Origin of the sequence: Kitasatospora sp. NPDC057512 (assembly GCF_042802135.1) — a bacterium.
In the GTDB taxonomy this organism is placed as follows: Bacteria; Actinomycetota; Actinomycetes; order Streptomycetales; family Streptomycetaceae; genus Kitasatospora.
In genome coordinates this window covers 1-25,900 of sequence record NZ_JBHVET010000031.1, presented here as the reverse complement: position 1 = coordinate 25,900, position 25,900 = coordinate 1, and the positions used below count along the sequence as shown (strand labels likewise).

The window sequence follows — 25,900 nt, the reverse complement described above, 5'->3', positions numbered from 1 at the left end:
GGGCCGGGGTTGCCCTCCAGTGCCCGCGCCACCAGCCGGGCCCGGTGCGGCTGCTTCTCGCTCGCGACCAGCGCCGCGCCCCGCTCGGCGGCCAGGGCGCCGAGCAGCGCGGCCTTGCCGCCGGGGCCCGCGCAGCCGTCCAGCCAGAGCCGGTCCGGCCCCTCCAGCGGCGCCGCGGCCAGTGCCAGCGCGACCAGCTGGCTGCCCTCGTCCTGCACGCCCGCCCGGTTCTCCTGCACGGCCGCGACCGCGCCCGGGTCGCCGCCCTCGGCGAGCCGCAGGGCGAACGGGGACCAGCGGCCCGGTTCGGCCTCCGGCAGCGCCTCGGCCAGCTCGTCGACGGTGGCCCGGCCGGGGCGCGCGACCAGGGTGACCTCGGGCCGCTCGTTGTCGGCCCGCAGCAGCTCCTCCATCGCGGCGCGCCCGGAGGCGTCCGGCTGCCAGCGGCCGAGCGAGTCCCAGAGCGCGGAGACCACCCAGCGCGGGTGCGAGTGCACGACCGCCAGGTGGTCCTCGGCGTCCTTGTCGTACGGCGGGGCGACCTTCTCGATCCAGGCGTCCAGGTCGTGGGCGCTGATCCGGCGCAGCACGGCGTTGACGAACTTGGCCTTGCCGTCGCCGAGCACCACCCGGGCCAGCTCGACGGTCGCCGAGACGGCCGCGTGGCTGGGGATGCGGGTGGTGAGCAGCTGGTGGGCGCCGAGCGAGAGCACGTCCAGCACCGGCGGGTCGACCTTGCCGAGCGGCCGGTCGATGCAGGCGGCGATGACCGCGTCGTAGGTGCCCTGCAGGCGCAGGGTGCCGTAGACCAGCTCGGTGGCGAGGGCCGCGTCGCGCCGGTCCATGCCCTTCTGCTCGGCCTCGCGGAGCAGCGAGGGCAGGATCAGGTTGGCGTACGCGTCGCGCTCGTCGACGGCACGCAGCGCGCGGAACGCGACGATCCGGGCCGGGTCCTTCTTCGGGCGGCGGTGCGGGCGGGGGGCGCGCTTGGCGCTGGGGGTGGTCACAGGTGCCTCAAGGTGCTGCGGTGGTTATCAATGAACGGTGGTTGTCGATGAACGGTGGTGGTCAACGAACTCGGACGACAGCGAAGTCGAACGAACACGGACGATCTCAAACGAACAGTAGCGCCAAACCGGAGCGTCAGCCCCCGAAGCGCTCCCCCGCCTCCAGCCGCGCGCCCCTGGCCCAGTCGGCGGCCCGCATCTCCTTCTTCCCCTGCGGACGCACCTCCCCGAGCTCGATGTCGTGGCTGCCGGTGCCGACCCGGACGCTGTTCTTGCCCGCCATCGCGACCTCGCCCGGCGCCAGCTCGGTGGAGTCCGGCAGCAGCCTGACCGGCCCGGTGACCTTCAGCCGCTCGCCCCGGAACTCCGTCCAGGCCCCCGGCGCCGGCGCGCAGCCGCGCACCACCCGGTCGATCCGCAGCGCGGGGTGGTTCCAGTCGATCCGCGCGTCCTCGACGCTGAGCTTCGGCGCGAGCGTGACGCCCTCGGCCGGCTGCGGCACGGCGTGCAGGGAGCCGTCCTCGATGCCGTCCATGGTGGCCGCGAGCAGCCGCGCGCCGGAGACGGAGAGCCGGGTGAGCAGCTCGCCGCTGGTGTCGGTCGGGCGGATCTCCTCGGTGATCACGCCGTAGACCGGGCCGGAGTCCAGGCCCTGCTCGATCAGGAAGGTGGACGCGCCGGTGACCTCGTCGCCGGCCAGCACCGCGTGCTGGACCGGGGCCGCGCCGCGCCAGGCGGGCAGCAGCGAGAAGTGCAGGTTGACCCAGCCGTGCTTGGGGATCTCCAGGGTGCCGGGGCGCAGCAGCGCGCCGTAGGCGACCACCGGGCAGCAGTCGGGGGCGAGTTCGGTGAGCCGGGCGACGAAGTCCGGGTCGCTGGGCTTCGCCGGCTTGAGGACCTCGATCCCGGCCTCCTCGGCGCGCTGGGCGACGGGGCTGGCGACCAGCTTGCGCCCGCGCCCGGCCGGGGCGTCGGGGCGGGTGACCACGGCGACGACCTCGTGCCGGTCCGAGGCGAGCAGGGCGTCCAGGGCGGGAACGGCGACCTCGGGGGTGCCGGCGAAGACGAGACGCATCAAGTGCCTTTCTGCAAACGGGAGTTCAAGAAGCCAACGAAGACCGAAAATCGACCGGAGGACCGGAGGACCGGAGAGGACCGACCGGACTCAGCGGGCGGAACCGAAGGTGCCGTGCGGCGAGACCTTGACCACCGGGGCCGGCCCGGCGCCCCAGTCCGCCTCCCGGATCGCCTTCAGCGCGGCCTTGCGCTGCTCGCGGTCCAGCCGGTCGATGAAGATGATGCCGTCCAGGTGGTCGGTCTCGTGCTGGATGCACCGGGCGAGCAACTGCGTGCCCTCCACCGTCACCGGATCGCCGTACATGTTGAAGCCCTTGGCCACCACGCCGTACGCGCGCGTGGTGTCGTAGCGCAGACCGGGCAGCGACAGGCAGCCCTCGGGGCCGTCCTGCTCCTCCTCGCTCAGCGACAGGTCCGGGTTGATCAGGTGCCCGGTGACGCCGTCCACGTGGTACGTGAACACCCGCAGCGAGACGCCGAGTTGGGGCGCGGCGAGGCCGGCGCCGGGGGCGTCGAGCATGGTGTCGGTGAGGTCGCCGACCAGCTTGCGCAGTTCCTTGTCGAAGGTGGTCACCGGCTGGGCGGTGGACCGCAGGACGGGGTCTCCGAAGAGACGGATCGGCTGGATCGCCACGGGGTACGGGCTCCTGTCCGTAGGGGCGCGGGCTGCGGTCGGCGGCTGGTTCACCCGCCAGTCTATGCAACCCGCGCGGCCGCCCGCCGAGGGCTTCCCCGGAGCCCGGACCGACACCGGAGCGGCACCGCTCCAGGGCCCGGATCGGCGCCGCGTCAAGGCCCGGATCGGCGCCGGACCGGCACCGGATCGCCGCCCGGCACGCCCCGACTGTGCCGAGCCGCGTTACCCCGGCCCCCGCTTCGGCGTTGGTCAAGAGAGATTGACCGGGGCCGGGCGCACGGGACACCGCGTCCCGGCCGAGCTGAACCGTACGGAAGGTGGCACGTAGGCCATGGCCGAGCAGATCAACCACGACGCCCGGGCGCGGGCGAGCCTGCACCTGCTGGTGCGGGACATCGAGCGGGTGAGGCGGCAGGTCGACGCGCTGCGGACGCTCACCGCTCAACTGGGCAACGTCTACCGTCCGCGCCGACCGAGCACCTCGGCCGGCTTCGTGGTGTACGGGCGGGCGCCGGCGCCGACCGTGCGCCTGGCACAGGAGCTACGGGAGAGCGTGGAGACCCTGGTGGCGGCGGCGGTCGAGTTCGACCGGGCGCTGGGGTTCTCCTGGGACTCGGTGGGCTCCGCCCTCGGGGTCACCAAGCAGGCGGTGCACCGGCGCTACGGGATGCGCCGGCCGACCAGCGAACTCCTCGCCGCGAGCGGCGCCGTCCCGGGCCAGGCCCGTCCGGACCGCTCCGAGGAGCTGCCCACGGGCACCGAGCGCACCGGACTGGCCACGACCGTCCCGGCGGCCCGCCAGGGCGGCCTGGACGGTCGCGCCCTGGACCGCACCACGATCGACCGCAGCACGATGGACCGCACCGGCATCGACCGCACGCCCATCGACCGCACCGGCATCGACCGCGGCCCGCTGGACCGCACCGGCATCGACCGCTCCCCCGCCGACCGCACCACGACCGACCGCAGCACCCCCGTCGACCGCCCCCAGGCGGACCGACCCGGCATCCCGCTGCGCGGCTGACCGAGCCGCCGCACCCGGGCCGTCCGGGGCGGGGTGGCCCACTCACCCCGCCCCGCCGGGCCGCCGGTCCCGACACCCCCGAACGCGACGCGCGCACCCGAGAGCCCACGAACCCCCCGAACGCGACGCACCCACCCGAGAGCCCACGAACCCCCGAACCCCACCCCTCAGCCGATGTCCGTCGGATCCACCCGCACCCGCACCGGCTCCGCCGTCCGCAGCGCGATCCGCGCGATCTGCGCCGCCTTGAGCGCCGCCGCCAGCGCGGCCCCCTGCCCGGGCGGCACCCGCAGCAGCGCGCGCTCCTGCTCCTCCCCCCGCAGCAACGGCGCCGGCACCGGCCCGAGCACGTCCGCCTCCTCCGGCAGCCGGATCAGGTTCAGCAGGTCCGCCACCGCCGAGGGGCTGCCGCTCACCGAGGCCATCCGGGACACCGGCGGGAAGTGCAGCTGCGCCCGTTCGTCCCGCTCCAGCCCGGCGTGCCCCAAAGGGTCCCAGCGGACCAGTGCCTGCACCGGGCGGGCCGAGGGCTCGGCGACCACGACCACCGTCCCGCCCTCCGTCGAGGGCCGCGCCAGCGCGGCCGCCGTGAGCCAGAGCCGCAGCGCCTCCTCCCCCGCCCGCAGGTCCGGTCGGCCGAGCAGCGCCCAGCCGTCCAGCAGCAGCACGGCCCCGTACCCGCCGCCGCCCTCGACCACCGGCTCCGCGCCGGGCGTGGAGATCACCAGGGAGGGCTCGTCCGGCACGGTGGCCAGCACCGCGTCCCGGCCCGAGGTCCGCACCGGGATGCGCGGGAACGCCTTGCCCAGCTCCTCCGCCGTCCGCCGGGCCCCGACCACCTGGGCCCGCAGCCGGAAGGACCCGCACTCGGGGCAGTGCCAGTCGTTCTCCGGCTCCCCGCACCAGGCGCAGCACAGCGTGGCGTCCGCCGAGGGCGCCTCCAGCGGCCCCTCGCAGCGCCGGCAGCGGGCGGGGGTGCGGCAGCGCCCGCAGGCCAGCCGGGGCACGTAGCCGCGCCGGGGCACCTGGATGAGCACCGGGTGCCCGGCGGCCAGCGACTCCCGGGCGGCCTCCCAGGCCACCGAGGGCAGCCGGGCGGCCTGGGCGGCGGCGTCCCGGTGCTGGTCCTGGTCGGTGACGGTCCGCACCCGGGGCGCGGCCTGCCGCACCGTCTCCCGGTCCGCGACCAGCGGGCGCGCCCAGCCGGTGCTGACCAACTGCGCGCCCTCCACCGTCACCGCGTGCCCGCCGAGCAGCACCGCGGCGCCCTCCTCGGCGGCCCGCAGCAGCGCCACCTCGCGGACGTGCGGGTGCGGGGCGCGCGGGTCGCTGTGGCTGCCGTCCCCGTCCGACCAGACGACGACCAGCCCGAGGTCCCGGACCGGCGCGAACATGGTGGCCCTGGTCCCGATCGCGGCACGCACCGAGCCCCGGCTCACCGCGAGCCAGCGCTTGTAGCGCTCGCGCGGGCCGAGGTCGGCCTCCAGCGCCACGTGCGTCCCGGGGCCGAGCAGTTCGGTCAGCGCCTGGTCGACCCGGGCCACCGAGCGCCCCTCCGGGAGCACGACCAGCGCCCCGCGCCCGCCGGCCAGCGTCGCGGCCACCGCCCGCGCGATCTCGTACGGCCAGCCGGGCCCGGGCAGCGCCGCCCAGACCGCGCGCGGCGAGCCGCTGGCGGCGAGCGAGGCGAGGAAGTCGGGCCCGGCGGGGTAGCGCTGCCAGCCGCCGGGGGCCGGGGCGGCCGGGCGCGGCAGCGGCGGTGGCGAGGGTTCGGCCTCGGCCTTGGCGTGCCGGGGCGGGACGGCCAGCTGGAGCACGTCGGCCAGCGTCCCGGCGTACCGGTCGGCGACGGTCCGGCACAGCCGCAGCAGCTGCGGGGTGAGCACCGGCTCGGGCGAGAGCACCTGGGCGAGCGGGGCGAGCGGGCCGGCGAAGTCGCTCTTCTCCAGCCGGGCGACGATGAACCCGTCGTGCAGTTCCCCGCCCTCGCGCTGGCCCTTCACCACCCGCGCCCCGAACCGCACCCGCACCCGCACCCCGGGCTGGGCCTCCTCGGCCATGGCGGCCGGCACCGCGTAGTCGAAGAACTTGTCGATGGTGAGCACGCCCTTGTCCACCACGACCCGGGCCACCGGCAGGTGCTCGGCCCGCTTGGCCCCGTGCCAGGTGCGCGGCTTGGCCCGTTTGACCGTCTCCCGGATGAACGCCAGCTGCTCCGGCTCGGCGGCCCCGTTCTCCCCTGTGCTGCTCATCGCCACCAAGTACTACCAGGTCACACCGACAATGCACGAAGCGGCGCCCACCCCCGAACGGGGACGGGCGCCGCTTCCGGGCGCTACGGGCCGAGCGTCAGAACGCTACGGGCCGGCTCTCGGGCACCGGGCTCAGGACGTCAGTCCTGGACGGCGGCCTTCAGCTGCTCCACGCGGTCGGTGCGCTCCCAGGTGAAGTCCGGCAGCTCACGGCCGAAGTGGCCGTACGCGGCGGTCTGGGAGTAGATCGGGCGCAGCAGGTCCAGGTCGCGGATGATCGCGGCCGGACGCAGGTCGAAGACCTCGGAGACGGCCTTCTGGATCGCCAGGACCGGCACCGACTCGGTGCCGAAGGTCTCCACGAACAGGCCGACCGGCTCGGCCTTGCCGATCGCGTACGCGACCTGCACCTCGGCGCGGCGGGCGAGGCCGGCGGCGACGATGTTCTTCGCCACCCAGCGCATCGCGTACGCGGCCGAGCGGTCCACCTTGGACGGGTCCTTGCCGGAGAAGGCGCCGCCGCCGTGGCGGGCCATGCCGCCGTAGGTGTCGATGATGATCTTGCGGCCGGTGAGGCCCGCGTCGCCCATCGGGCCGCCGATCTCGAAGCGGCCGGTCGGGTTGACCAGCAGGCGGTAGCCCTCGGTGGTCAGCTTGATGCCCTGCTCGGCCAGCGCCTTCAGCTCCGGCTCGACCACGAACTCGCGGATGTCCGGGGTGAGCAGCGACTCCAGGTCGATGTCACTGGCGTGCTGGGTGGAGACGACCACGGTGTCGAGGCGGACGGCCTTGTCGCCGTCGTACTCGATGGTGACCTGGGTCTTGCCGTCGGGGCGCAGGTAGGGGATGGTCCCGTTCTTGCGCACCTCGGTCAGGCGGCGGGAGAGGCGGTGCGCCAGGGTGATCGGCAGCGGCATGAGCTCGGGCGTCTCGTCCGACGCGTAGCCGAACATCAGGCCCTGGTCACCGGCGCCCTGCTTGTCCAGGTCGTCCTCATCGCCCTCGACCCGTGCCTCGTACGCGGTGTCGACGCCCTGCGCGATGTCGGGCGACTGGGCACCGATGGACACCGACACGCCGCAGGAGGCGCCGTCGAAGCCCTTCTTGGAGCTGTCGTAGCCGATCTCCAGGATCTTGTCCCGGACGAGCTGGGCGATCGGCGCGTACGCCTTGGTGGTCACCTCGCCGGCCACGTGCACCTGGCCGGTGGTGATGAGCGTCTCCACGGCGACCCGGGACGTCGGGTCCTCCCGCAGGAGAGCGTCAAGGATGGTGTCGCTGATCTGGTCAGCGATCTTGTCGGGGTGTCCCTCGGTGACGGACTCCGAGGTGAACAGGCGGCGAGACACAGCGCTCCCTGGGGTTGCAGCGGCTGCTGACTGAAGTTCCCCGGCTCGTACCGGGGAACTCCGGAAAGACTTGATTCCTGGAGTCTAACGGTCTGGTTCCGCCGAACGTCACCCGCTTCAGGATTTCTCGACCGCCGCGCGAGCGATTCCGATCAGTTGCCGCCCGTTTCCAGCCGCTTTGCGACCAGGTCCCAGACCACGTCCGCGAGCGCCTCCTTCGGGCCCACCGGAACGGCCGTCTCGCTGCCGTCCGAGCCCAGCACCACGGCCTCGTTGACGTCCGTGCCGAAGGCCTTGCCGTTGCCCACCTCGTTCACGACCAGCAGGTCACAGCCCTTGCGCGCGAGCTTGGCGCGGCCGTTGGCGAGCACGTCGTCCGTCTCCGCCGCGAAACCCACCACGAGTTGACCCGAACGGGCCCGGTGGGCCGAGAGCTCGGCCAGGATGTCCGGATTGCGGACCAGGGCGACGGGGGCCGGTTCGACCCCCTCGACCTTCTTGATCTTGCCGGTGGCGTACTCGGCGGGCCGGAAGTCCGCCACCGCCGCGGCCATCACCACGGCGTCCGCGTCCCGGACCGCCTTCAGCGCCGCCTCGCGCAGCTCCAGCGCGGTCGAGACGTGCACCACGTCCACCCCGGCCGGGTCCGGCAGCTCGGCGTTGGCCGAGAGCAACGTCACCCGGGCCCCGCGCGCCGCGGCCGTCACGGCGAGCGCGTAGCCCTGCTTGCCGGAGGAGCGGTTGCCCAGGTAGCGCACCGGGTCCAGCGGCTCCCGGGTGCCGCCGGCCGAGACCACCACGTGCCGGCCGGCCAGGTCGGTCGGCACCGCGCCACCTCGGCGCAGCACGGCCCTGCACGCCTCGAAGATCGCGGAGGGCTCGGGCAGCCGGCCCTTGCCGGTGTCCTTGCCGGTCAGCCGCCCGACGGCCGGCTCCAGCACGATCACGCCCCGGCGGCGCAGCGTGGCGACGTTGTCCCGGGTGGCCGGGTGCTCCCACATCTCGGTGTGCATCGCGGGCGCCAGCACCACCGGGCAGCGGGCGGTGAGCAGGGTGTTGGTCAGCAGGTCGTCGGCGAGGCCGTGGGCGGCCTTGGCGATCAGGTCGGCGGTGGCCGGGGCGACCACGACCAGGTCGGCCTGCTGCCCGATCCGCACGTGCGGCACCTCGTGCACGCGCTCCCAGGTCTCGGTGGCGGCCGGGCGGCCGGACAGCGCGGCCCAGGTCGCCTCGCCGACGAAGTGCAGCGCGGCCGCGGTCGGCACCACGGTGACCTGGTGGCCGGACTCGGTGAAGCGGCGCAGCAGCTCGCACGCCTTGTACGCGGCGATCCCGCCGCTCACGCCGAGGACCACGCGGGGGGCGTCCGCACTCAGAGTCATCTACCGGCCTTTCTCCGCATCGGGCTCCGCATCGGGAACGCGCCCACCCTACGGCCCCCCGGCCCCGCCCCGCACAGCGCCCCGGCCCGACCCCGTACGGCGCCCCGGCGCCGGGAACGCCGAAGGGCCCGGCGGAAACGATTCCGCCGGGCCCTTCCGGAAATTCAGCGACCGCCTCAGGCAGCCTCGACCGCCTCGGCGGTCAGCATGCCCGCGTTGATCTCGCGCAGCGCGATCGACAGCGGCTTCTCGTGCACGTGGGTGTCGACCAGCGGGCCGACGTACTCCAGCAGGCCCTCGCCGAGCTGGGAGTAGTAAGCGTTGATCTGGCGCGCGCGCTTGGCGGCGTAGATCACGAGGCTGTACTTGGAGTCGGTGGCCTCGAGCAGCTCGTCGATCGGCGGGTTGATGATGCCCTCGGGCGCGGTCATGGAAGAGGACACGCTAAAACCTTCCGAAAGGGTGGAAAAGACAGACAGGTCAGGCTACACCGAGCAAGGCTAGCAGTTCGGCCGCTACCTGCTCGACCGAGGTGTTGACAAGGGTCGTGTCGAACTCGGGCTCGGCCGCGAGCTCGACCTTGGCCGCCGCCAGCCGCTTCTCGATCACGTCCTGCGACTCGGTGCCCCGGCCGGTCAGCCGGCGGACCAGCTCGTCCCAGCTCGGCGGGGCCAGGAAGACCAGCTGCGCCTCGGGCATCGACTCGCGCACCTGCCGGGCGCCCTGGAGGTCGATCTCCAGCAGCACCGGCTCGCCGCGCTCCAGCTTCTCCTGCACGGCCGCACGCGGGGTCCCGTAACGGTTCCCGGCGAACTCGGCCCACTCCAGCAGCTCGCCGTTGGCGACCAGCTTGTCGAACTCGTCGTTGTCGACGAAGTGGTACTGGACCCCGTTCTTCTCGCCGGGCCTCGGGTGCCGGGTCGTCGCCGACACCGAGAGCCAGACCTCGGGGTGCATCTTCCTCATATGAGCGACGACCGTGCTCTTGCCGACCCCCGAAGGGCCGGAGAGCACGGTCAGCCGCGGACGCTCACTCATGCACCGATTATCCCGGATCGCGGACGATCCTGGGACCACGGGGGCACGGTCAGGCGGCGCCACCGCCGAACTCCCGCTCCAGGGAAGCGATCTGGTTCGTACCGAGGCCGCGGACACGCCGGCTCTCACTGATGCCGAGGCGCTCCATGATCTGCTTGGCGCGGACCTTGCCGACACCGGGAAGGGACTCCAGCAGAGCCGAGACCTTCATCTTGCCGATCACGTCGTTGTCGGCCTTGCCGGCCTTGATCACCTCGTGCAGGGAGGCGCCGGAGTGCTTGAGCCGGTTCTTGACCTCGGCGCGCTCCCGGCGAGCCTCGGCGGCCTTGGCGAGCGCGGCGGTGCGCTGTTCAGGGGTAAGGGGCGGAAGGGCCACGCCGTTCACCTCAGGGTGTGGATGGATGGATTGAGCTAGGACTGGTTCGGTACCGAGGACACCGTCCGCAAGGGGAACCACAAGGCCCTGACCTGCGGGAGACGCGGAAATCGCGGCTCGCCGATGACCTATCGCCGGACACTACCCGGATTGCGGCGCCACGTCAGGAAAAGAACACGAAAAGTCCTGGTCAGCCAAGGCCGACCAGGACTTTCCAGGGCAAAATGACCGCGATTGCGAGACTTTGACGGGGCCGATGTGACGGCGCTCACGTCAACCCGGCGGCCACCGCGCGGTCCTGCGGACACTCCGCAGGGTTACCGCCCCGCTACCTGAAGGACGGGTTCCGCTACCGGGGCCCGTCCTACACCGCGTCCGCGAACTCGCCGACGAAGCGCTCCGCCGCCGCGCGCAGCGCCGGCACCGAGGGGCCGTGCTTGAGCACGTCCCGGCTGACGCTCGGCACCACGTTCGTCACCGAGGCGCCGAAGACCCGCGGCAGGTCCGCCATGGTCGCGCCCTGGGCGCCGATCCCGGGGGCCAGCAGCGGGCCGTTGATGGCCAGGTCCACGCCCGCGTCGGCCAGCGTCGCGCCGACCACCGCGCCGAAGGAGCCGAGCGGCGCGGCGCCCTCGTTCTCGGCCGCCAGCTGCCGCAGCACCGAGGCCGCGACCGGCTCGCCGTCCGCGCCCACCGCGCGCTGCACCTCGGCGCCCTCCGGGTTGGAGGTGAGCGCCAGCGCGAAGACGCCGCAGCCCTGCTCCCGGGCCAGGTCCAGGGCCGGGCGCAGCGAGCCGAAGCCCAGGTACGGGCTGACCGTCACCGCGTCCGAGAACAGCGGGCTGCCCGGCGACAGGAAGGCCTCGGCGTACGCGGCCATGGTGGAGCCGATGTCGCCGCGCTTGGCGTCCATCAGGACCAGCGCGCCGGCCGCCCGGGCCTCCTCGACGGTGCGCTCCAGCACCGCGACGCCCTTGCTGCCGAAGCGCTCGAAGAAGGCGGCCTGCGGCTTCAGCACGGCCACCCGGTCGGCCAGTGCCTCGACCACGGTGCGGCTGAAGGACTCCAGCCCGGCGAGGTCGTCGCCGAGCCCCCAGGCGGCGAGCAGGGAGGCGTGCGGGTCGATGCCGACGCAGAGCTGGCCGCGGGTGTCGAGGGCCTGGCGCAGCCGGGCACCGAACGGGGCGAGGGTCATGTCGTCCTTTCCAGGACCGATGGGTCCAGAACTGATGGGTCCAGAACCGATGGGGGTGTTCACGAGCCGCGGACGGCGCTGCCGACGGCGTCGGCCAGGCTGCGGAAGCCGCCCGCGCGGACCTTGGCGGACAGGCCCTTGTGGATCCGCCGGCACCAGAACGGGCCCTCGTAGATGAAGGCGCTGTAGCCCTGGACCAGGTCGGCGCCGTGGACGATCCGCTGCCAGGCGTCCTCGGCGGTCTCGATGCCGCCGACCGAGACCAGGGTCAGCCGGCCCCCGGTGCGGGCGCGCAGCCGCTGGAGGACCTCCAGGGCGCGGGCCTTGAGCGGGGCGCCGGACAGGCCGCCCATACCGATCTCCTCGACCCGCGCGGCGTCGGCGCGCAGGCCCTCGCGGCCGATCGTGGTGTTGGTGGCGATGATGCCGTCCAGGCCCAGTTCCAGGGCGAGGTCGGCGACCGCGTCGACGTCCTCGTCGGCCAGGTCGGGGGCGATCTTGACCAGCAGCGGCACGTGGTGCGCGGTGGTGCGGTCGGCGGCCTCGCGGACGGCGGAGAGCAGCGGCCGCAGGTGGTCCACGGCCTGGAGGTTGCGCAGCCCGGGGGTGTTCGGCGAGCTGACGTTGACCACCAGGTAGTCGGCGTACTGGGCCAGCCGCTCGGTGGACTTCACGTAGTCGGCGACGGCGTCGGCCTCCTCGACCACCTTGGTCTTGCCGATGTTGACGCCGAGCACCGGGGTGGAGCTGGTGTGCGGGCGGGCGGCCAGCCGGGCGGCGACCCGGGCCGAGCCCTGGTTGTTGAAGCCCATCCGGTTGATCAGCGCGCGGTCCTCGACCAGGCGGAACAGCCGGGGCGCCGGGTTGCCGGGCTGGGGCTCGCCGGTGACGGTGCCGATCTCGACGTAGTCGAAGCCGAGCATCGACAGGCCGTCGATGCCGACGCCGTTCTTGTCGAAGCCGGCCGCCAGGCCGAACGGGCCGGGCAGGTCGAGGCCGAGGGCGCGGGTGCGCAGGGCCCGGTCGCGCGGGGCGAGCACCAGCCGCACCAGGGTGCGCAGGCCGGGCACCGAGGAGGCGAGGCGGATCCAGAAGAAGGCGAGGTGGTGGGCCTTCTCGGGGTCCATCCTCTTGAAGAGCAGGTCGAACAGAAGCTTGTACAAGGGTGGTTCAACTCCCGGAGCGGATAACGGGCTTGCTCATGGAAGTGGGGGGCACCCGGCTGGCTCCGGTGCCCCCCACTGCGGTGGTGCTACTTGCGGCCGGCGTTGATCAGCTCGGCGTGCTCCTGGAGCGACATCACCCCGACCTCGTCGCGCAGCAGCGCGTCCATGCCCTGCACGGCCGCGCCCATCGCCTGGACGGTGGTCAGGCAGGGCACCGCGCGGGCCACGGCCGCGGTGCGGATCTCGTAGCCGTCGAGGCGGCCGCCGGTGCCGTACGGCGTGTTGATGATGAGGTCGACCTCGCCGTCGTGGATCAGCTGGACGATGGTCCGCTCGCCGTTCGGGCCCTCGCCCTCGCTGTGCTTGCGCACCAGCGTGGACGGGATGCCGCCGCGGTGGAGCACCTCGGCGGTGCCGGCGGTGGCGAGCACCTCGAAGCCGAGGTTGACCAGCGCCCGGGCCGGGAAGACCAGGTTGCGCTTGTCGCGGTTGGCCACCGAGACGAAGACCTTGCCCTTGGTCGGCAGCGCGCCGTACGCGCCGGACTGCGCCTTGGCGTAGGCGGTGCCGAACACCTTGTCGATGCCCATGACCTCACCGGTCGAGCGCATCTCCGGGCCGAGCACGGTGTCCACCCCGCGGCCGTGGATGTCGCGGAAGCGGCTCCACGGCATCACGGCCTCCTTGACCGCGATCGGCGCGTCGGCGGGCAGCGTGCCGCCGTCGCCCTCGGCCGGGAGCAGGCCCTCGGCGCGCAGCTCGGCGATGGTGGCGCCGAGCGAGATCCGGGCGGCGGCCTTGGCCAGCGGCACGGCGGTCGCCTTGGAGGTGAACGGGACGGTCCGGGAGGCGCGCGGGTTGGCCTCCAGCACGTAGAGGATGTCCCCGGCCATGGCGAACTGGATGTTGATCAGGCCGCGGACGCCGACACCGCGCGCGATGGCCTCGGTGGAGGTGCGCAGGCGCTTGATGTCGTAGCCGCCGAGGGTGATCGGGGGCAGCGCGCAGGCGGAGTCGCCGGAGTGGATGCCGGCCTCCTCGATGTGCTCCATGACGCCGCCGAGGTAGAGCTCGCTGCCGTCGTAGAGGGCGTCGACGTCGATCTCCACCGCGTCGTCGAGGAAGCGGTCGATGAGCACCGGGTGCTCGGAGATCAGGCCCGCGTGGCGCTCCAGGTAGGAGGCGAGCGAGGCCTCGTCGTAGACGATCTCCATGCCGCGGCCGCCGAGCACGTAGGACGGGCGGGCGAGCACGGGGTAGCCGATCTCGTCGGCGATCGCCTTGGCCTCGTCGAAGGAGAAGGCGGTGCCGTGCTTGGGGGCCGGCAGGCCGGCGTCGCGCAGGACGCGGCCGAAGGCGCCGCGCTCCTCGGCGAGGTCGATCGCCTCGGGCTGGGTGCCGGCGATCGGCACGCCGTTGTCCTTGAGCGCCTGGGCCAGGCCGAGCGGGGTCTGGCCGCCGAGCTGGACGATCACGCCGGCGAGCGGGCCGGCCTGCTGCTCGGCGTGGACGATCTCCAGCACGTCCTCCAGGGTGAGCGGCTCGAAGTAGAGCCGGTCGGAGGTGTCGTAGTCGGTGGAGACGGTCTCCGGGTTGCAGTTGACCATGACGGTCTCGTACCCGGCGTCGGCGAGCGCGAAGGAGGCGTGCACGCAGGAGTAGTCGAACTCGATGCCCTGGCCGATGCGGTTCGGGCCGGAGCCCAGGATGATCACGGCGGGCTTGCTGCGCGGGGCGACCTCGTTCTCCTCGTCGTAGGACGAGTAGAAGTACGGGGTCTTGGCGGCGAACTCGGCGGCGCAGGTGTCGACGGTCTTGAACACCGGGCGGATGCCGAGGGCGTGGCGCACCTCGCGGACGACGTCCGACTTCAGGCCGCGGATCTCGCCGATCTGCTGGTCGGAGAAGCCGTGCCGCTTGGCGTGGCGCAGCAGCTCGGGGGTGAGCTCGGCGGCCTCGGCCAGCTCGCCGGCGATCTCGTCCAGCAGGAAGAGCTGGTCGACGAACCACGGGTCGATCCTGGTGGCCTCGAACACCTCCTCCGGGGTGGCGCCGGCCCGGATGGCCTCCATCACGGTGTTGATCCGGCCGTCGGTCGGCACGACCGCCTTGGCCAGCAGCTCCGCCTTCTCGCCGACGGGGCCGGTCCAGGAGAACTGGGAGCCCTTCTTCTCCAGCGAGCGCAGCGCCTTCTGGAGGGCCTCGGGGAAGTTGCGGCCGAGGGCCATGGCCTCGCCGACCGACTTCATGGTGGTGGTCAGGGTGGCGTCGGCGCTCGGGAACTTCTCGAACGCGAACCGCGGCACCTTGACGACGACGTAGTCGAGGGTCGGCTCGAAGGAGGCCGGGGTCTCCTCGGTGATGTCGTTGGGGATCTCGTCCAGGGTGTAGCCGACGGCCAGCTTGGCGGCGATCTTGGCGATCGGGAAGCCGGTGGCCTTGGAGGCGAGCGCCGAGGAGCGGGAGACGCGCGGGTTCATCTCGATGACGATGACCCGGCCGTCGTCGGGGTTGACGGCGAACTGGATGTTGCAGCCGCCGGTGTCGACGCCGACCTCGCGGATGACGGCGATGCCGATGTCGCGCAGGATCTGGTACTCGCGGTCGGTGAGGGTCATCGCCGGGGCGACGGTGATCGAGTCACCGGTGTGCACGCCCATCGGGTCGAAGTTCTCGATGGAGCAGACGACCACGACGTTGTCGTTCTTGTCGCGCATCAGCTCCAGCTCGTACTCCTTCCAGCCGAGGATGGACTCCTCCAGGAGCACCTCGGTGGTCGGCGAGAGGGTCAGGCCCTGGCCGGCGATGCGGCGCAGGTCCTCCTCGTTGTGGGCGAAGCCGGAGCCGGCGCCGCCCATGGTGAAGGAGGGGCGGACGACGACCGGGTAGCCGCCGAGCGTGTCGACGCCGGCCAGCACCTCGTCCATGGTGTGGCAGATGACCGAGCGGGCGGACTCGCCGTGGCCGATCTTGGCGTTGACGGCCTCGACGACGCCCTTGAAGAGCTCGCGGTCCTCGCCCTTGTTGATCGCCTCGACGTCGGCGCCGATCAGCTCGACGCCGTACTTCTCCAGCGTGCCCGCCGCGTGCAGCGAGATCGCCGTGTTGAGCGCGGTCTGGCCGCCCAGGGTCGGCAGCAGCGCGTCGGGGCGCTCCTTGGCGATGATCTTCTCGACGAACTCCGGGGTGATCGGCTCGACGTAGGTGGCGTCGGCGATCTCCGGGTCGGTCATGATCGTGGCCGGGTTGGAGTTGACCAGCACGACCCGCAGGCCCTCGGCCTTGAGGACCCGGCAGGCCTGCGTACCCGAGTAGTCGAACTCGGCGGCCTGGCCGATCACGATCGGGCCGGAGCCGATCACCAGGACGGACTTGATGTCAGTGCGCTTAGGCACGCTGGCCCTCCATGAGCTTCACGAAGCGGTCGAACAGGTAGGCGGCGTCGTGCGGACCGGCGGCCGCTTCGGGGTGGTACTGCACGCTGAAGGCGGGGACGTCGAGTGCCTGGAGGCCCTCGACCACGTCGTCGTTGAGGCAGACGTGGGAGACCTCGACCCGCCCGTAGGGGGTGTCGCTCACCTTGTCCAGCGGGGCGTTCACGGCGAAGCCGTGGTTGTGGGCGGTCACCTCGACCGTGCCGGTGGTGCGGTCCTGCACCGGCTGGTTGATGCCGCGGTGGCCGTACTTGAGCTTGTAGGTGCCGAAGCCCAGGGCGCGGCCGAGGATCTGGTTGCCGAAGCAGATCCCGAAGAACGGGGTCTTGCGCTCCAGCACGCCCTGCGCCACGGCGACCTGGTGGTCGGCGGTGGCCGGGTCGCCCGGGCCGTTGGAGAAGAACACGCCGTCCGGGTTGACGGCGTAGAGGTCCTCCAGGGTGGAGTTCGCCGGCAGCACGTGCACCTCGATGCCGCGCTCGGCCATCCGCTGCGGGGTCATCGCCTTGATGCCGAGGTCCAGCGCGGCGACGGTGAACTTCTTCTCACCGATCGCGGGCACCACGTACGCCTCGGTGGTGGCGACCTCGGCGCACAGGTCGGCGCCCTTCATCTCGGGCGACTGCTGCACCCGGGCCAGCAGGGCGGCCTGGTCGGCCAGCGCCTCGCCGGAGAAGATGCCGCAGCGCATCGCGCCGCGCTCGCGCAGGTGGCGGGTCAGCGCGCGGGTGTCGATGCCGCTGATGCCGACGACGCCCTGGTCGACCAGTTCCTCGTCGAGCGAGCGGCGGGAGCGCCAGTTGGAGGCGACCCGGGCGGGGTCGCGCACCACGTAGCCGGCGACCCAGATCTGCTTGGACTCGTCGTCCTCGTCGTTCCAGCCGGTGTTGCCGATCTGCGGGGCGGTCATCACGACCACCTGGCGGTGGTACGACGGGTCGGTGAGGGTCTCCTGGTAGCCGGACATGCCGGTGTTGAAGACCGCCTCGCCGAAGGTCTCGCCGAGGGCGCCGTAGGCCTGTCCGCGGAAGGTCCGGCCGTCCTCCAGGACGAGCACGGCAGGCACTCGTTCCCGCCGTTGGCGCTGCGTGGTGGGGGCAGGTGCGGTCATTGCGCGGCCTCTTCCGTCTTCGTCTTCGTACGTGTTGCGAGCTGAGCGACCGCCTCGACCCAGGCGGCGTGCTCATCGGGGTGGTCGGCCCGGAAACCGGAGTCCAGCTCGGTACCCTCGTGCGTCCAGGTGACGACGAGCAGCCCGGAGGGGACGACCTTGCCGGCGATCCCGGAGTCCGTACGGGCACCGGTCAGGCGCTCGGCCGGGATCCAGAAGTCGACGTCGCCCGGGCGCTGCACCAGCAGGCCGTCCTCGCCGAGGGTGAGGTCGGCGCGGCTGCGGGTGCCCAGGCCGTGGGCGACGACCCGGTCGAGCCAGTTCCCGGCGGTGGTCGTGCCGTGGTACCGGCCGCTGGTCTCCAGGATGGTGCGCCCGGCGCGGGCCGGCACGGCCGGCAGCGGCGGGATGCCGGACTGCAGGGTGCGCCGCCAGTTCCAGCCCTGGCGCATCAGCCAGTAGACGAGGCCGATCACGATCAGCAGGCCGATGGACCAGCCGATGTACCCGGGCCAGTCGGTGACCTTCGCCTGCTCCTGGGCGAGCGTGGCGCGGTCCATCACGCCTCGCCCCGCTCGGCGAGCTCGCCGGCCAGCACGGTGGCGCGACCGCGCAGGAAGGTGGCGTGCACCCGTCCGGGCAGGTCCAGGCCCTTGTAAGGGGTGTTGCGGCTGCGGGTGGCGAAGCTGTCCGGGTTCACGGCACCACGGTACGCGGGATCGAACAGCACCAGGTTGGCCGGCTCACCCACCGAGATCGGCCGGCCGTGGCCGGTGAGACGGCCGATCCGGGCCGGGCGGTGCGACATCCGGTCCGCGACGCCCTCCCAGTTCAGCAGGCCGGTGTCGACCATGGTCTGCTGCACGACCGACAGCGCGGTCTCCAGGCCGACCATGCCCATCGCGGCCACGGCCCACTCGCAGTCCTTGTCCTCGGCCGGGTGCGGCGCGTGGTCGGTGGCGACGGCGTCGATGGTGCCGTCGGCCAGCGCCTCGCGCAGCGCCCGGACGTCCTCGGCGGTGCGCAGCGGCGGGTTGACCTTGTACACCGGGTCGTAGGTGCGGACCAGCTCGTCGGTGAGCAGCAGGTGGTGCGGGGTCACCTCGGCGGTGACGTCCCAGCCCTTGGACTTGGCCCAGCGGACGATCTCGACCGAGCCGGCCGTGGAGAGGTGGCAGACGTGCAGCCGGGAGCCGACGTGCGCGGCGAGCAGCACGTCGCGGGCGATGATCGACTCCTCGGCGACGGCCGGCCAGCCGCCGAGCCCGAGCTCGCCGGAGACCTGGCCCTCGTTCATCTGGGCGCCCTCGGTCAGCCGCGGCTCCTGGGCGTGCTGGGCGACGACGCCGTCGAAGGCCTTGACGTACTCCAGGGCGCGGCGCATCAGCACCGCGTCGTCCACGCACTTGCCGTCGTCGGAGAAGACCCGGACGTCGGCGGCGGACTCGTGCATCGCGCCGAGTTCGGCGAGCTGCTTGCCCTCCAGGCCGACGGTGACGGCGCCGACCGGCCGCACGTCGCAGTAGCCGGCCTCCTGGCCGAGCCGCCAGACCTGCTCGACCACGCCGGCGGTGTCGGCCACCGGGGTGGTGTTGGCCATCGCGTGCACGGCGGTGAAGCCGCCCATCGCGGCGGCCCGGGTGCCGGTGAGCACGGTCTCGGCGTCCTCGCGGCCGGGCTCGCGCAGGTGGGTGTGCAGGTCGACCAGGCCGGGCAGGGCGATCAGCCCGGTGGCGTCGATCTCGATGTCCGCCTCGACCGTCAGGCCGGTGCCGATCGCCTGGACGACGCCGTCGGCGAGGTGGAGGTCCTGCGGGGCGCCGCCCAGGATCTTGGCGTTGCGGATCAGGTAGCTGGTCACTGGGCGGTCTCCACGGAGTCGGTACGGGGGGTGTCGGTGGGCGCGTCGGCGAAGACGGCGCCGCCGAGCAGCAGGTAGAGGACGGCCATCCGGACGGAGACGCCGTTGGCGACCTGCTCGATCGCGGTGCAGCGCGGCGAGTCGGCGACCTCGGCGGTGATCTCCATGCCGCGGACCATCGGACCGGGGTGCATCACGATCGCGTGGTCCGGCAGCTGGGCCATCCGGCGGCCGTTCATGCCGTAGCGGCGGCTGTACTCGCGCTCGGTCGGGAAGAACGCGGCGTTCATCCGCTCGCGCTGCACCCGCAGCATCATCAGCGCGTCCGTCTTGGGCAGCACGCTGTCCAGGTCGTAGCTGACCTCGCAGGGCCAGTTCTCGATCCCGATCGGCAGCAGGGTCGGCGGGGCGACGAAGGTCACCTGCGCGCCGAGGGTGTTCAGCAGGTGGACGTTGGAGCGGGCGACCCGGCTGTGCAGGACGTCGCCGACGATGGTCACCCGCCGGCCCGCGAGGTCCTGCCCGGCGCCCGGGTTGAGGTGGCGGCGCATGGTGAAGGCGTCGAGCAGCGCCTGGGTGGGGTGCTCGTGGGTGCCGTCACCGGCGTTGATCACACTGCCGTGCAGCCAGTCGGACTGGGCCAGCCGGGCCGGGGCGCCGGAGGCGTGGTGGCGGATGACCACCGCGTCGGCGCCCATCGCCTGGAGGGTCAGCGCGGTGTCCTTGAGGCTCTCGCCCTTGGAGACCGAGGAGCCCTTGGCGGAGAAGTTGATGACGTCGGCCGAGAGCCGCTTCTCGGCGACCTCGAAGGAGGTCTTCGTCCGGGTGGAGTCCTCGAAGAAGAGGTTGACGACGGTGCGGCCGCGCAGCGTGGGCAGCTTCTTGACGGCCCGGCCGGAGAGCTGGGCCAGCTCCTCGGCGGTGTCCAGGATCAGCAGCGCGTCGTCGCGGCTGAGATCGGCGGCGGAGACGAGGTGGCGCTTCACGCGGGCTACTCCGGGAGGTGCGGTTCGGAAGACTGGGGGGCCAGGGCCTGCGAGGAGCGCTGGGCGAAGTCGCGGTCGCCGACCAGGACGGCGTCCACGCCGTCGCGGTCGGCGAGGCGCACCTGCACGGCCTCGCGCAGCGAGGTGGGGAGGTTCTTGCCCACGTAGTCGGCGCGGATCGGCAGCTCGCGGTGGCCGCGGTCGACCAGGACGGCGAGCTGGACGGCGCGCGGGCGGCCGATGTCGCTCAGCGCGTCGAGCGCGGCGCGGATGGTGCGGCCGGAGAAGAGCACGTCGTCGACCAGGATGACGAGCTTGCCGTCGATGCCGCCGGGCGGGATCTCGGTGTGCTCCAGGGCCCGGGCGGGCTTCAGCCGCAGGTCGTCCCGGTACATGGTGATGTCCAGGGAGCCCAGCGGGATCTCGCGCCCGGTGATCTGGGCCAGCCGGCCGTGCAGGCGGCGGGCGAGGTGGACGCCCCTGGTGTGGATGCCGAGCAGCACGACGTCCTCCGCGCCCTTGGCGCGCTCGACGATCTCGTGCGCTATCCGGGTGACGACCCGGGCGATGTCCGTGCCGTCGAGCACCTGGTGCGGCGGGCGCGGCGTGGGTTCGTGGTGTGTGGTCATGCCGAAGCGGACCTCCTTCCCCGCCTCACTGGACGGGCCTTAAAGGATGTCTGGGATGGCCCCCGCCGACCGGGCGCGGGCTTCGGTCATCCTACCAGCGCGCCGGACGGCAAACAGACGTCCACCATTCCGCTTCCCCGGGTTAACACTCCGGACGCGCCGCCGATGCGGGCCATTCGCACGACTGCCCCATTCGGCTTGACGCAACTACCTTACTCTACGTAACCTCACAGTGAGTTACGAGACGGACGTCGGACCCACCGGTAACGGCGTCGGCAATCGCCCGTGACCCACCACTGAACGCGAAGCAATCTCGTCCGGGGAGATCAATGTCCAGCGACTACGCGAAGCAACTCGGAGGCAAGCTCCGAGCGATCCGCACTCAGCAGGGTCTCTCCCTGCATGGTGTCGAGGAGAAGTCCCAGGGGCGCTGGAAGGCAGTCGTCGTCGGTTCGTACGAGCGTGGTGACCGTGCGGTCACCGTGCAGCGACTGGCCGAACTGGCGGAGTTCTACGGCGTCCCGGTCCAGGAGCTGCTGCCCGGCGGTACGCCCGGCGGCGCGGCCGAGCCGCCGCCGCGCCTGGTCCTCGACCTGGAGAGACTGACCCAGGTCCCCTCCGAGAAGGCCGGCCCGCTGCAGCGCTACGCGGCGACCATCCAGAGCCAGCGCGGCGACTACAACGGGAAGGTGCTGTCGATCCGCCAGGACGACCTGCGCACCCTGGCCGTGATCTACGACCAGTCCCCGTCGATCCTCACCGAGCAGCTGATCTCCTGGGGCGTGCTCAACCCCGACGCGCGCCGTGCGGTGCGCGAGGAGGATGCGAGCTGAGGCTCACCGCACCGGCTCCCGCCAGCGGATCCAGGCACAACCCAGCACTCGCGCCACTAGTGCTGGCAAGCAGAAACGTCACGGCGCGGCTCCCCAGACCGGGGGCCGCGCCGCGGTGTAGCCACACCACCCCGGGGCGGCGGAGGCGTCAGCAGACCGTCCCCAGGCTGTAGCCGGGCTGCGCCGCCACGCCGTCCAGCCGGACCGGCCGGTCGGCCGGAGCCCACTCCTGCCCGCCGCTCGACCAGGCCCAGGAGGCCGGCAGGTACTCCCCGCAGGAGGCCGCCGAGCCCTGCGAGCCGTGCAGCACCGCGACGCCCGGCAGCTCCAGGGCCAGCCCGGTGCAGAGCACCGCGCAGACCAGCTCCAGGTCCTCGTCGTTGATCCGGACCACGCCGTCCTCCCACTGGAGCACCCGGGCCGCGGCGGTCAGCCCGCCGCCGGGCGCGTCCACCCGCAGGCGCAGCTCGTACACGCCGGCGCCCGCGCCGACCAGCATCCGCCGGAACACCTCGCCCCCGCGCTCGTAGGCGGCGCGCACCCAGGCGGCGTGCTCCTCGTCGGCGGCGCCCGCGCCCCCGTACAGGCCCCCGTCGAGCAGCAGGTCGGCGTGGCAGAGCGTCAGCCCGTTCTCCCGGGCGCGCACCAGGCGCGGCACGAAGTCCCCGGCCAGCTCCTCGCCCTGATAGGCGAGCAGCTGGGTCTGCAGGGCCGGGTTGACCAGGTAGCGGTCGCGGGCGGCGGGCTCGGCCGGGTCCAGCCCGTGCAGCAGGCAGAACTCCTCGAAGTCCTGCGGGTGGAACATCCGGGCCCGGACGGTGTCGAACCGCTCCAGCGCCTCGGCCAGCAGGTCGGCGGTGTCGGCCAGGTAGCGCTCGTGGTCGGGGGCGTCGGAGATCCCCCAGGCGCGGGCCCGGGCGAAGTCCGCGGCGTTGGTCAGCACGCCGATGACGAACGCCTGCTCGGCGCCCTCGACCCGCCGCGGCCGGTGCGACGCCCGCACCACGGGCCGCGAGCCGCCGGCGGTGCAGTCGGAGTTACGGCGGGCGCGCCCCAAATGACTCATCGGTGGCTCCTGGCTTCAGGGAAGGACGGTCGGCGGCAGGCGTGCCGCTGACCGTCTTCCTCCCCATCCGCGCGCGTCGCACACGTACGGCGTGTCACAGGAATGTAACCACCGGTAATGCGGGTCGCGCGGCCGTCAGGCGAGCCGGGGCGCCCGGGCCAGCTGGCGGGACTGCGCGACCAGCCGGCCGGACTCGTCCCAGACCTCCGCGTCCTCCTCGAAGTAGCCGCCGGCCAGGTTGCGGGTCGCGTGGGTGACCCGCAGCCAGCCGGGCACCGGCCTGGCGCGCAGGTGGACGGTCAGCTCGACGGTGGGGGCCCAGCCCGGCAGGCCGAGGTCGAAGGTGACCGGCGGCAGCGCGTCGGCGACCAGCAGGAGCAGCAGCGGGTCGGGCTCGCGGCCGTCGGCGAGCCGGAACCAGCCCTGGATCCGCCCCTTGCCGGAGGGCTGTCCGAGCGCCCAGCCGATGGTGGCCGGGTCCAGCCGCAGGTCGAACCGCTCCAGCAGGGCGGCCTGGGCGATCAGCTCCTTGGGCGCGTGCTCGACGCCGATGCACTGGTCCGGCGGCGGCAGCTGCGGCGGGAGCGCGCTGGTGCGCACCTCGCCGTCCGCGGTGGCGAGGTCGCCGTGGCTGGCCACCACGCGCAGCCGCTCGACGCCGTCCTGGCTGAGCGAGGCGGTACCGGTGGACAGGCCGCGGCCGGTGCGCAGCACCTCGGTGCGGACGGTGGCCGGGCCGGGCGTGGAGGCGGACAGGTAGTAACCGCTGATCGACACCGGGTCCGGGTGGGTGCCGTGCTCCAGCGACAGCGCGTGTCCGGCCACCGCGAGCAGCAGTCCGCCGTTCACCCCGCCGCCGATCTGCCAGCCGGCGCCGAGCTCGGCCTCGTACCGGCCGGCCTCCTCGGGGTGCCTGGTCAGGGCGATGCCCTGGTCGAACTCGCTGCGGATCGCCGTGGTCATGTGGGGGGACCTGCCCTTCACGCGTGGTTCCGGACGTTAAGTTACTGACAAGTAGGCCCTCACCCTACGCCGCCCGGGTGAAACGCGGAACGGCCGCCGGACACCTGTTCGGGTCCGACGGCCGTTCACGGGATTCGACCACTCAGCGGCGGATGCTCGGCTTCAGCTCGAGGAAGCGGGCGAGCAGGCCGTTGACGAAGGCCGGGGAGTCGTCCGTGGAGAACTCCTTGGCGATCTCGACGGCCTCGTCCAGGACGACGGCGTCCGGGACGCCGTCCTCCCAGATCAGCTCGTACGCACCGAGCCGCAGGACGTTGCGGTCCACGATCGGCATCCGGTCGAGCGTCCAGCCCACGGCGTACTGCTCGATCAGGTCGTCGATGCGACGAGCGTGCTGGACGTACCCCTCGATGAGCTCCATGGTGTACTCACCGACCTGCGGGGTGCCCTCGTCGGGCTTGGGCTCGCGGGCGCGGGCCACCCAGTCGGCGAGGACCTGCTGCGGGTCTACCCCACGGTGGTCGGCCTCGAAGAGGATCTGGAAGGCCCGCGTGCGGGCCTTGCTGCGTGCGGCCGACACGGACTTACTTCACCCGGCCGAGGTAGCTGCCGTCGCGGGTGTCGACCTTGACCTTCTCACCGGTGGTGACGAAGAGCGGCACCTGGATCTCGGCGCCCGTCTCCAGGGTGGCCGGCTTGGTGCCACCGGTCGAGCGGTCGCCCTGGACGCCCGGCTCGGTCTCGGCGATGGTCAGCTCGACGGCGGCCGGGAGCTCGATGTAGAGGACCGAGCCCTCGTTCTGCGCGACGAGGGCCTCGAAGCCCTCCAGCAGGTACTTGGCGGCGTCGCCGACGACCGACGGCTCGATGGTCAGCTGGTCGTAGGTGTCCATGTCCATGAACACGAAGTTCTCGCCGTCCTTGTACGAGAACTGCATGCCGCGCTTGTCGACGTTGGCGGTCTCGACCTTGGTGCCCGCGTTGAAGGTCTTGTCGACGACCTTGCCGGTCAGGACCTCCTTGAGCTTGGTACGCACGAAGGCCGGGCCCTTGCCGGGCTTGACGTGCTGGAACTCGACGACGGACCAGAGCTTGCCGCCCTCCAGCTTGAGGACCATGCCGTTCTTGAGATCGTTCGTGGAAGCCACGGGCGCACTTACTCCTGTATAGCTGTCAAGGAACCAAGGGATTGCGTCCTGCCGCCCACGGCCCCCGGGGGGTCGCGGTCACAGGGCGAGGAGCTCCTTGGTGGTGATGGTGAGCAGCTCGGGCCCGCCCTCCTCAAGGGGGCGCACGACGAGCGTGTCCTCGATCCGGACACCGCCCCTGCCCGGGAGGTGGACCCCTGGACCGACGGTGACCGGCACGCGGCTGTCCAGTTTACCCATGTCCGCCGGACCGAGGCGCGGCGCCTCCCGGATCTCCAGCCCGATGCCGTGGCCCACCGGGTGCGGGGAGGCCTCGGTGTGGCCGGCCGCCTCCAGGACCTGCCGGGCGGCCCGGTCGGGTACGCACTGCTCCACGCCTGGTCCGAGCGCCTCCCGCCCGGCCCGCTGGGCCCGGAAGACCAGCCGGTGCAGCTCCACCTGCCAGGGCGCGGGGGCGGCGCCGATCACGAAGGTGCGGGCGGTGGAGACGCCGTAGCCGCGGTACTGGGCGCCCATCACCACGGTCAGGAAGTCGCCCTCCTCCACCCGGCGGTCGGTCGGCTGGTGGGCGGCCTGCCCGGAGTGGCTGCCGGTGCCGACCGAGACCGGGAAGGCCGCCCGGTCGGCGCCGTGGTCGATCATCCGGCGCTCCAGCTCCATCGCCAGGTGCCGCTCGGTACGGCCGACCAGGATCGACTCCAGCAGCTCGCCCAGCGCCTGGTCGGCGATCTCGGCGGCGATCCGCAGATCGGCGATCTCGTGCTCGTCCTTGACCACCCGCAGCCGCTCGACCGTCTGACCGAGGTCCACCAGCCGGGCCCCTGCTATCAGGCCACCCACCGCCCGGTGCCGGCTGACGGTCAGGTCGTGCTCCTCCACCGCCAGGCCCGACACCCCGGACCGGGTGGCCGCGTCCGCGGCGGCCAGCGCGGTGTCCGAGCCGGCCGCCACCGGCAGCCGGGTGACGTCCGGGGCGATCAGGTGCTCCCCGGTGTCGTCCGGCGGCAGGTCGTCCGGCAGCGCCAGCAGCGCCCGCTCTCTGGTCAGCAACAGGCTCGCCCCGCAGGGCGCGCAGCCCGTCAGGTACCGCACGTTCGCCGCACGGGTGATCAGCGCCGCATCGGCCCCGGCCGCGCTGCAGTGCTCCCTCACCCGCTCCCGCCGCCCCGCGTACGCATCCGCCATGCGTCGAGCCTACGAACCCCCGGCCCGAAGCGCCCGCCGAGCACCCCCGCCGGAACCCCCGGTGCCCCTTGCGCGCCCCCCGCGCGACCGCGCCGTCGCCCTCCGGCCCGCGCCGGGGCCCCGCTCCCCCACCCGGCGCCCGAACGCGCGCCGCCGCCGAGGGGCCCACATCCCCCTCGGC

At 72.8% G+C, this 25,900-nt stretch carries 24 protein-coding genes; 2 read left to right on the top strand and 22 right to left on the bottom strand.

Translation table 11 applies throughout. The features are described from left to right. The 3 genes from ACFU6K_RS04225 to def all read right to left on the bottom strand — a co-directional run. Positions 1-1,007: transcription antitermination factor NusB (locus ACFU6K_RS04225; protein ID WP_380660793.1), on the bottom strand; the 1,007-nt coding region annotated here is incomplete at its 3' end. A gap of 136 nt (positions 1,008-1,143) precedes the next feature. Further along, positions 1,144-2,082 (bottom strand): methionyl-tRNA formyltransferase, encoded by a 939-nt coding sequence (gene fmt / locus ACFU6K_RS04220; RefSeq protein ID WP_380660792.1) that lies wholly within the window; start codon positions 2,080-2,082, stop codon positions 1,144-1,146. Positions 2,083-2,172: 90 nt separating this feature from the next. Continuing rightward, entirely contained in the window at positions 2,173-2,718 is a 546-nt protein-coding gene (gene def / locus ACFU6K_RS04215) for a peptide deformylase (RefSeq protein WP_375875503.1), read from the bottom strand. 334 nt (positions 2,719-3,052) lie between these two features. Here def and ACFU6K_RS04210 point away from each other — a divergent pair, with 334 nt between their 5' ends. Continuing rightward, complete coding sequence (locus ACFU6K_RS04210) at positions 3,053-3,745, top strand: hypothetical protein (RefSeq protein ID WP_380660790.1); 693 nt, start codon at positions 3,053-3,055, stop codon at positions 3,743-3,745. 167 nt (positions 3,746-3,912) lie between these two features. Here the strand turns inward: ACFU6K_RS04210 and ACFU6K_RS04205 are convergent, their stop codons facing one another. From ACFU6K_RS04205 to pyrR, 14 genes are all read right to left on the bottom strand, one after another. Continuing rightward, positions 3,913-5,997 (bottom strand): primosomal protein N', encoded by a 2,085-nt coding sequence (locus tag ACFU6K_RS04205; protein ID WP_380660789.1) that lies wholly within the window; start codon positions 5,995-5,997, stop codon positions 3,913-3,915. Positions 5,998-6,137: 140 nt separating this feature from the next. Beyond that, positions 6,138-7,346 carry a methionine adenosyltransferase gene (gene metK, locus ACFU6K_RS04200; protein ID WP_074002394.1) on the bottom strand — a complete coding sequence of 403 codons (1,209 nt, stop codon included), beginning with the start codon at positions 7,344-7,346 and terminating at the stop codon, positions 6,138-6,140. Positions 7,347-7,498: 152 nt separating this feature from the next. Further along, the gene (gene coaBC, locus ACFU6K_RS04195; RefSeq protein WP_380660788.1) at positions 7,499-8,728 is read right to left on the bottom strand and encodes a bifunctional phosphopantothenoylcysteine decarboxylase/phosphopantothenate--cysteine ligase CoaBC; all 1,230 of its coding nucleotides are present in this window, start codon (positions 8,726-8,728) and stop codon (positions 7,499-7,501) included. Between the two features lie 176 nt (positions 8,729-8,904). Continuing rightward, entirely contained in the window at positions 8,905-9,171 is a 267-nt protein-coding gene (rpoZ, locus tag ACFU6K_RS04190; protein ID WP_030056185.1) for a DNA-directed RNA polymerase subunit omega, read from the bottom strand. A 37-nt stretch (positions 9,172-9,208) separates the two neighbouring features. Further along, positions 9,209-9,766 (bottom strand): guanylate kinase, encoded by a 558-nt coding sequence (gmk, locus tag ACFU6K_RS04185; RefSeq protein ID WP_380660787.1) that lies wholly within the window; start codon positions 9,764-9,766, stop codon positions 9,209-9,211. 49 nt (positions 9,767-9,815) lie between these two features. Continuing rightward, entirely contained in the window at positions 9,816-10,142 is a 327-nt protein-coding gene (mihF, locus tag ACFU6K_RS04180; protein ID WP_030056187.1) for an integration host factor, actinobacterial type, read from the bottom strand. A 364-nt stretch (positions 10,143-10,506) separates the two neighbouring features. Continuing rightward, positions 10,507-11,337, bottom strand: a complete 831-nt coding sequence (pyrF, locus tag ACFU6K_RS04175; RefSeq protein ID WP_380660786.1) for an orotidine-5'-phosphate decarboxylase — start codon at positions 11,335-11,337, stop codon at positions 10,507-10,509. Between the two features lie 59 nt (positions 11,338-11,396). Further along, positions 11,397-12,500, bottom strand: a complete 1,104-nt coding sequence (locus tag ACFU6K_RS04170) for a quinone-dependent dihydroorotate dehydrogenase (protein WP_380660784.1) — start codon at positions 12,498-12,500, stop codon at positions 11,397-11,399. A gap of 89 nt (positions 12,501-12,589) precedes the next feature. Beyond that, positions 12,590-15,898 carry a carbamoyl-phosphate synthase large subunit gene (carB, locus tag ACFU6K_RS04165; RefSeq protein ID WP_380660782.1) on the bottom strand — a complete coding sequence of 1,103 codons (3,309 nt, stop codon included), beginning with the start codon at positions 15,896-15,898 and terminating at the stop codon, positions 12,590-12,592. Beyond that, complete coding sequence (gene carA / locus ACFU6K_RS04160; RefSeq protein ID WP_380660780.1) at positions 15,891-17,048, bottom strand: glutamine-hydrolyzing carbamoyl-phosphate synthase small subunit; 1,158 nt, start codon at positions 17,046-17,048, stop codon at positions 15,891-15,893. The genes carB and carA overlap by 8 nt, the downstream gene beginning before the upstream one ends. Further along, complete coding sequence (locus ACFU6K_RS04155; RefSeq protein WP_380660779.1) at positions 17,045-17,608, bottom strand: hypothetical protein; 564 nt, start codon at positions 17,606-17,608, stop codon at positions 17,045-17,047. Before ACFU6K_RS04155 ends, carA begins: the two co-directional genes overlap by 4 nt. After that, on the bottom strand, positions 17,608-18,909 hold the full coding sequence (locus tag ACFU6K_RS04150) for a dihydroorotase (protein WP_380660778.1): 1,302 nt from the start codon (positions 18,907-18,909) through the stop codon (positions 17,608-17,610). Before ACFU6K_RS04150 ends, ACFU6K_RS04155 begins: the two co-directional genes overlap by 1 nt. Continuing rightward, positions 18,906-19,895 (bottom strand): aspartate carbamoyltransferase catalytic subunit, encoded by a 990-nt coding sequence (locus tag ACFU6K_RS04145; protein ID WP_380660777.1) that lies wholly within the window; start codon positions 19,893-19,895, stop codon positions 18,906-18,908. The genes ACFU6K_RS04150 and ACFU6K_RS04145 overlap by 4 nt, the downstream gene beginning before the upstream one ends. A gap of 5 nt (positions 19,896-19,900) precedes the next feature. Beyond that, positions 19,901-20,524, bottom strand: coding sequence for a bifunctional pyr operon transcriptional regulator/uracil phosphoribosyltransferase PyrR (gene pyrR / locus ACFU6K_RS04140; protein WP_380660776.1), 624 nt, complete (start codon positions 20,522-20,524; stop codon positions 19,901-19,903). Positions 20,525-20,853: 329 nt separating this feature from the next. Between pyrR and ACFU6K_RS04135 the strand changes: the two genes are divergently transcribed. After that, the gene (locus ACFU6K_RS04135) at positions 20,854-21,357 is read left to right on the top strand and encodes a transcriptional regulator (protein WP_030056198.1); all 504 of its coding nucleotides are present in this window, start codon (positions 20,854-20,856) and stop codon (positions 21,355-21,357) included. Between the two features lie 148 nt (positions 21,358-21,505). Here ACFU6K_RS04135 and ACFU6K_RS04130 read toward each other — a convergent pair whose 3' ends face one another. From ACFU6K_RS04130 to ACFU6K_RS04110, 5 genes are all read right to left on the bottom strand, one after another. Continuing rightward, complete coding sequence (locus ACFU6K_RS04130) at positions 21,506-22,423, bottom strand: hypothetical protein (RefSeq protein WP_380660775.1); 918 nt, start codon at positions 22,421-22,423, stop codon at positions 21,506-21,508. A gap of 135 nt (positions 22,424-22,558) precedes the next feature. Beyond that, a complete protein-coding gene (locus tag ACFU6K_RS04125) occupies positions 22,559-23,386 on the bottom strand; it encodes a thioesterase family protein (protein WP_380660774.1) in 828 nt (275 codons plus the stop codon). Between the two features lie 142 nt (positions 23,387-23,528). Further along, positions 23,529-23,966: a transcription antitermination factor NusB gene (gene nusB / locus ACFU6K_RS04120; RefSeq protein WP_049651353.1), complete on the bottom strand. Its 438-nt coding sequence runs from the start codon at positions 23,964-23,966 to the stop codon at positions 23,529-23,531. A gap of 4 nt (positions 23,967-23,970) precedes the next feature. Then, positions 23,971-24,534, bottom strand: coding sequence for an elongation factor P (gene efp, locus ACFU6K_RS04115; RefSeq protein WP_049651352.1), 564 nt, complete (start codon positions 24,532-24,534; stop codon positions 23,971-23,973). A gap of 78 nt (positions 24,535-24,612) precedes the next feature. Continuing rightward, complete coding sequence (locus ACFU6K_RS04110) at positions 24,613-25,719, bottom strand: M24 family metallopeptidase (RefSeq protein WP_380660773.1); 1,107 nt, start codon at positions 25,717-25,719, stop codon at positions 24,613-24,615. Positions 25,720-25,900: the final 181 nt, after the last annotated feature.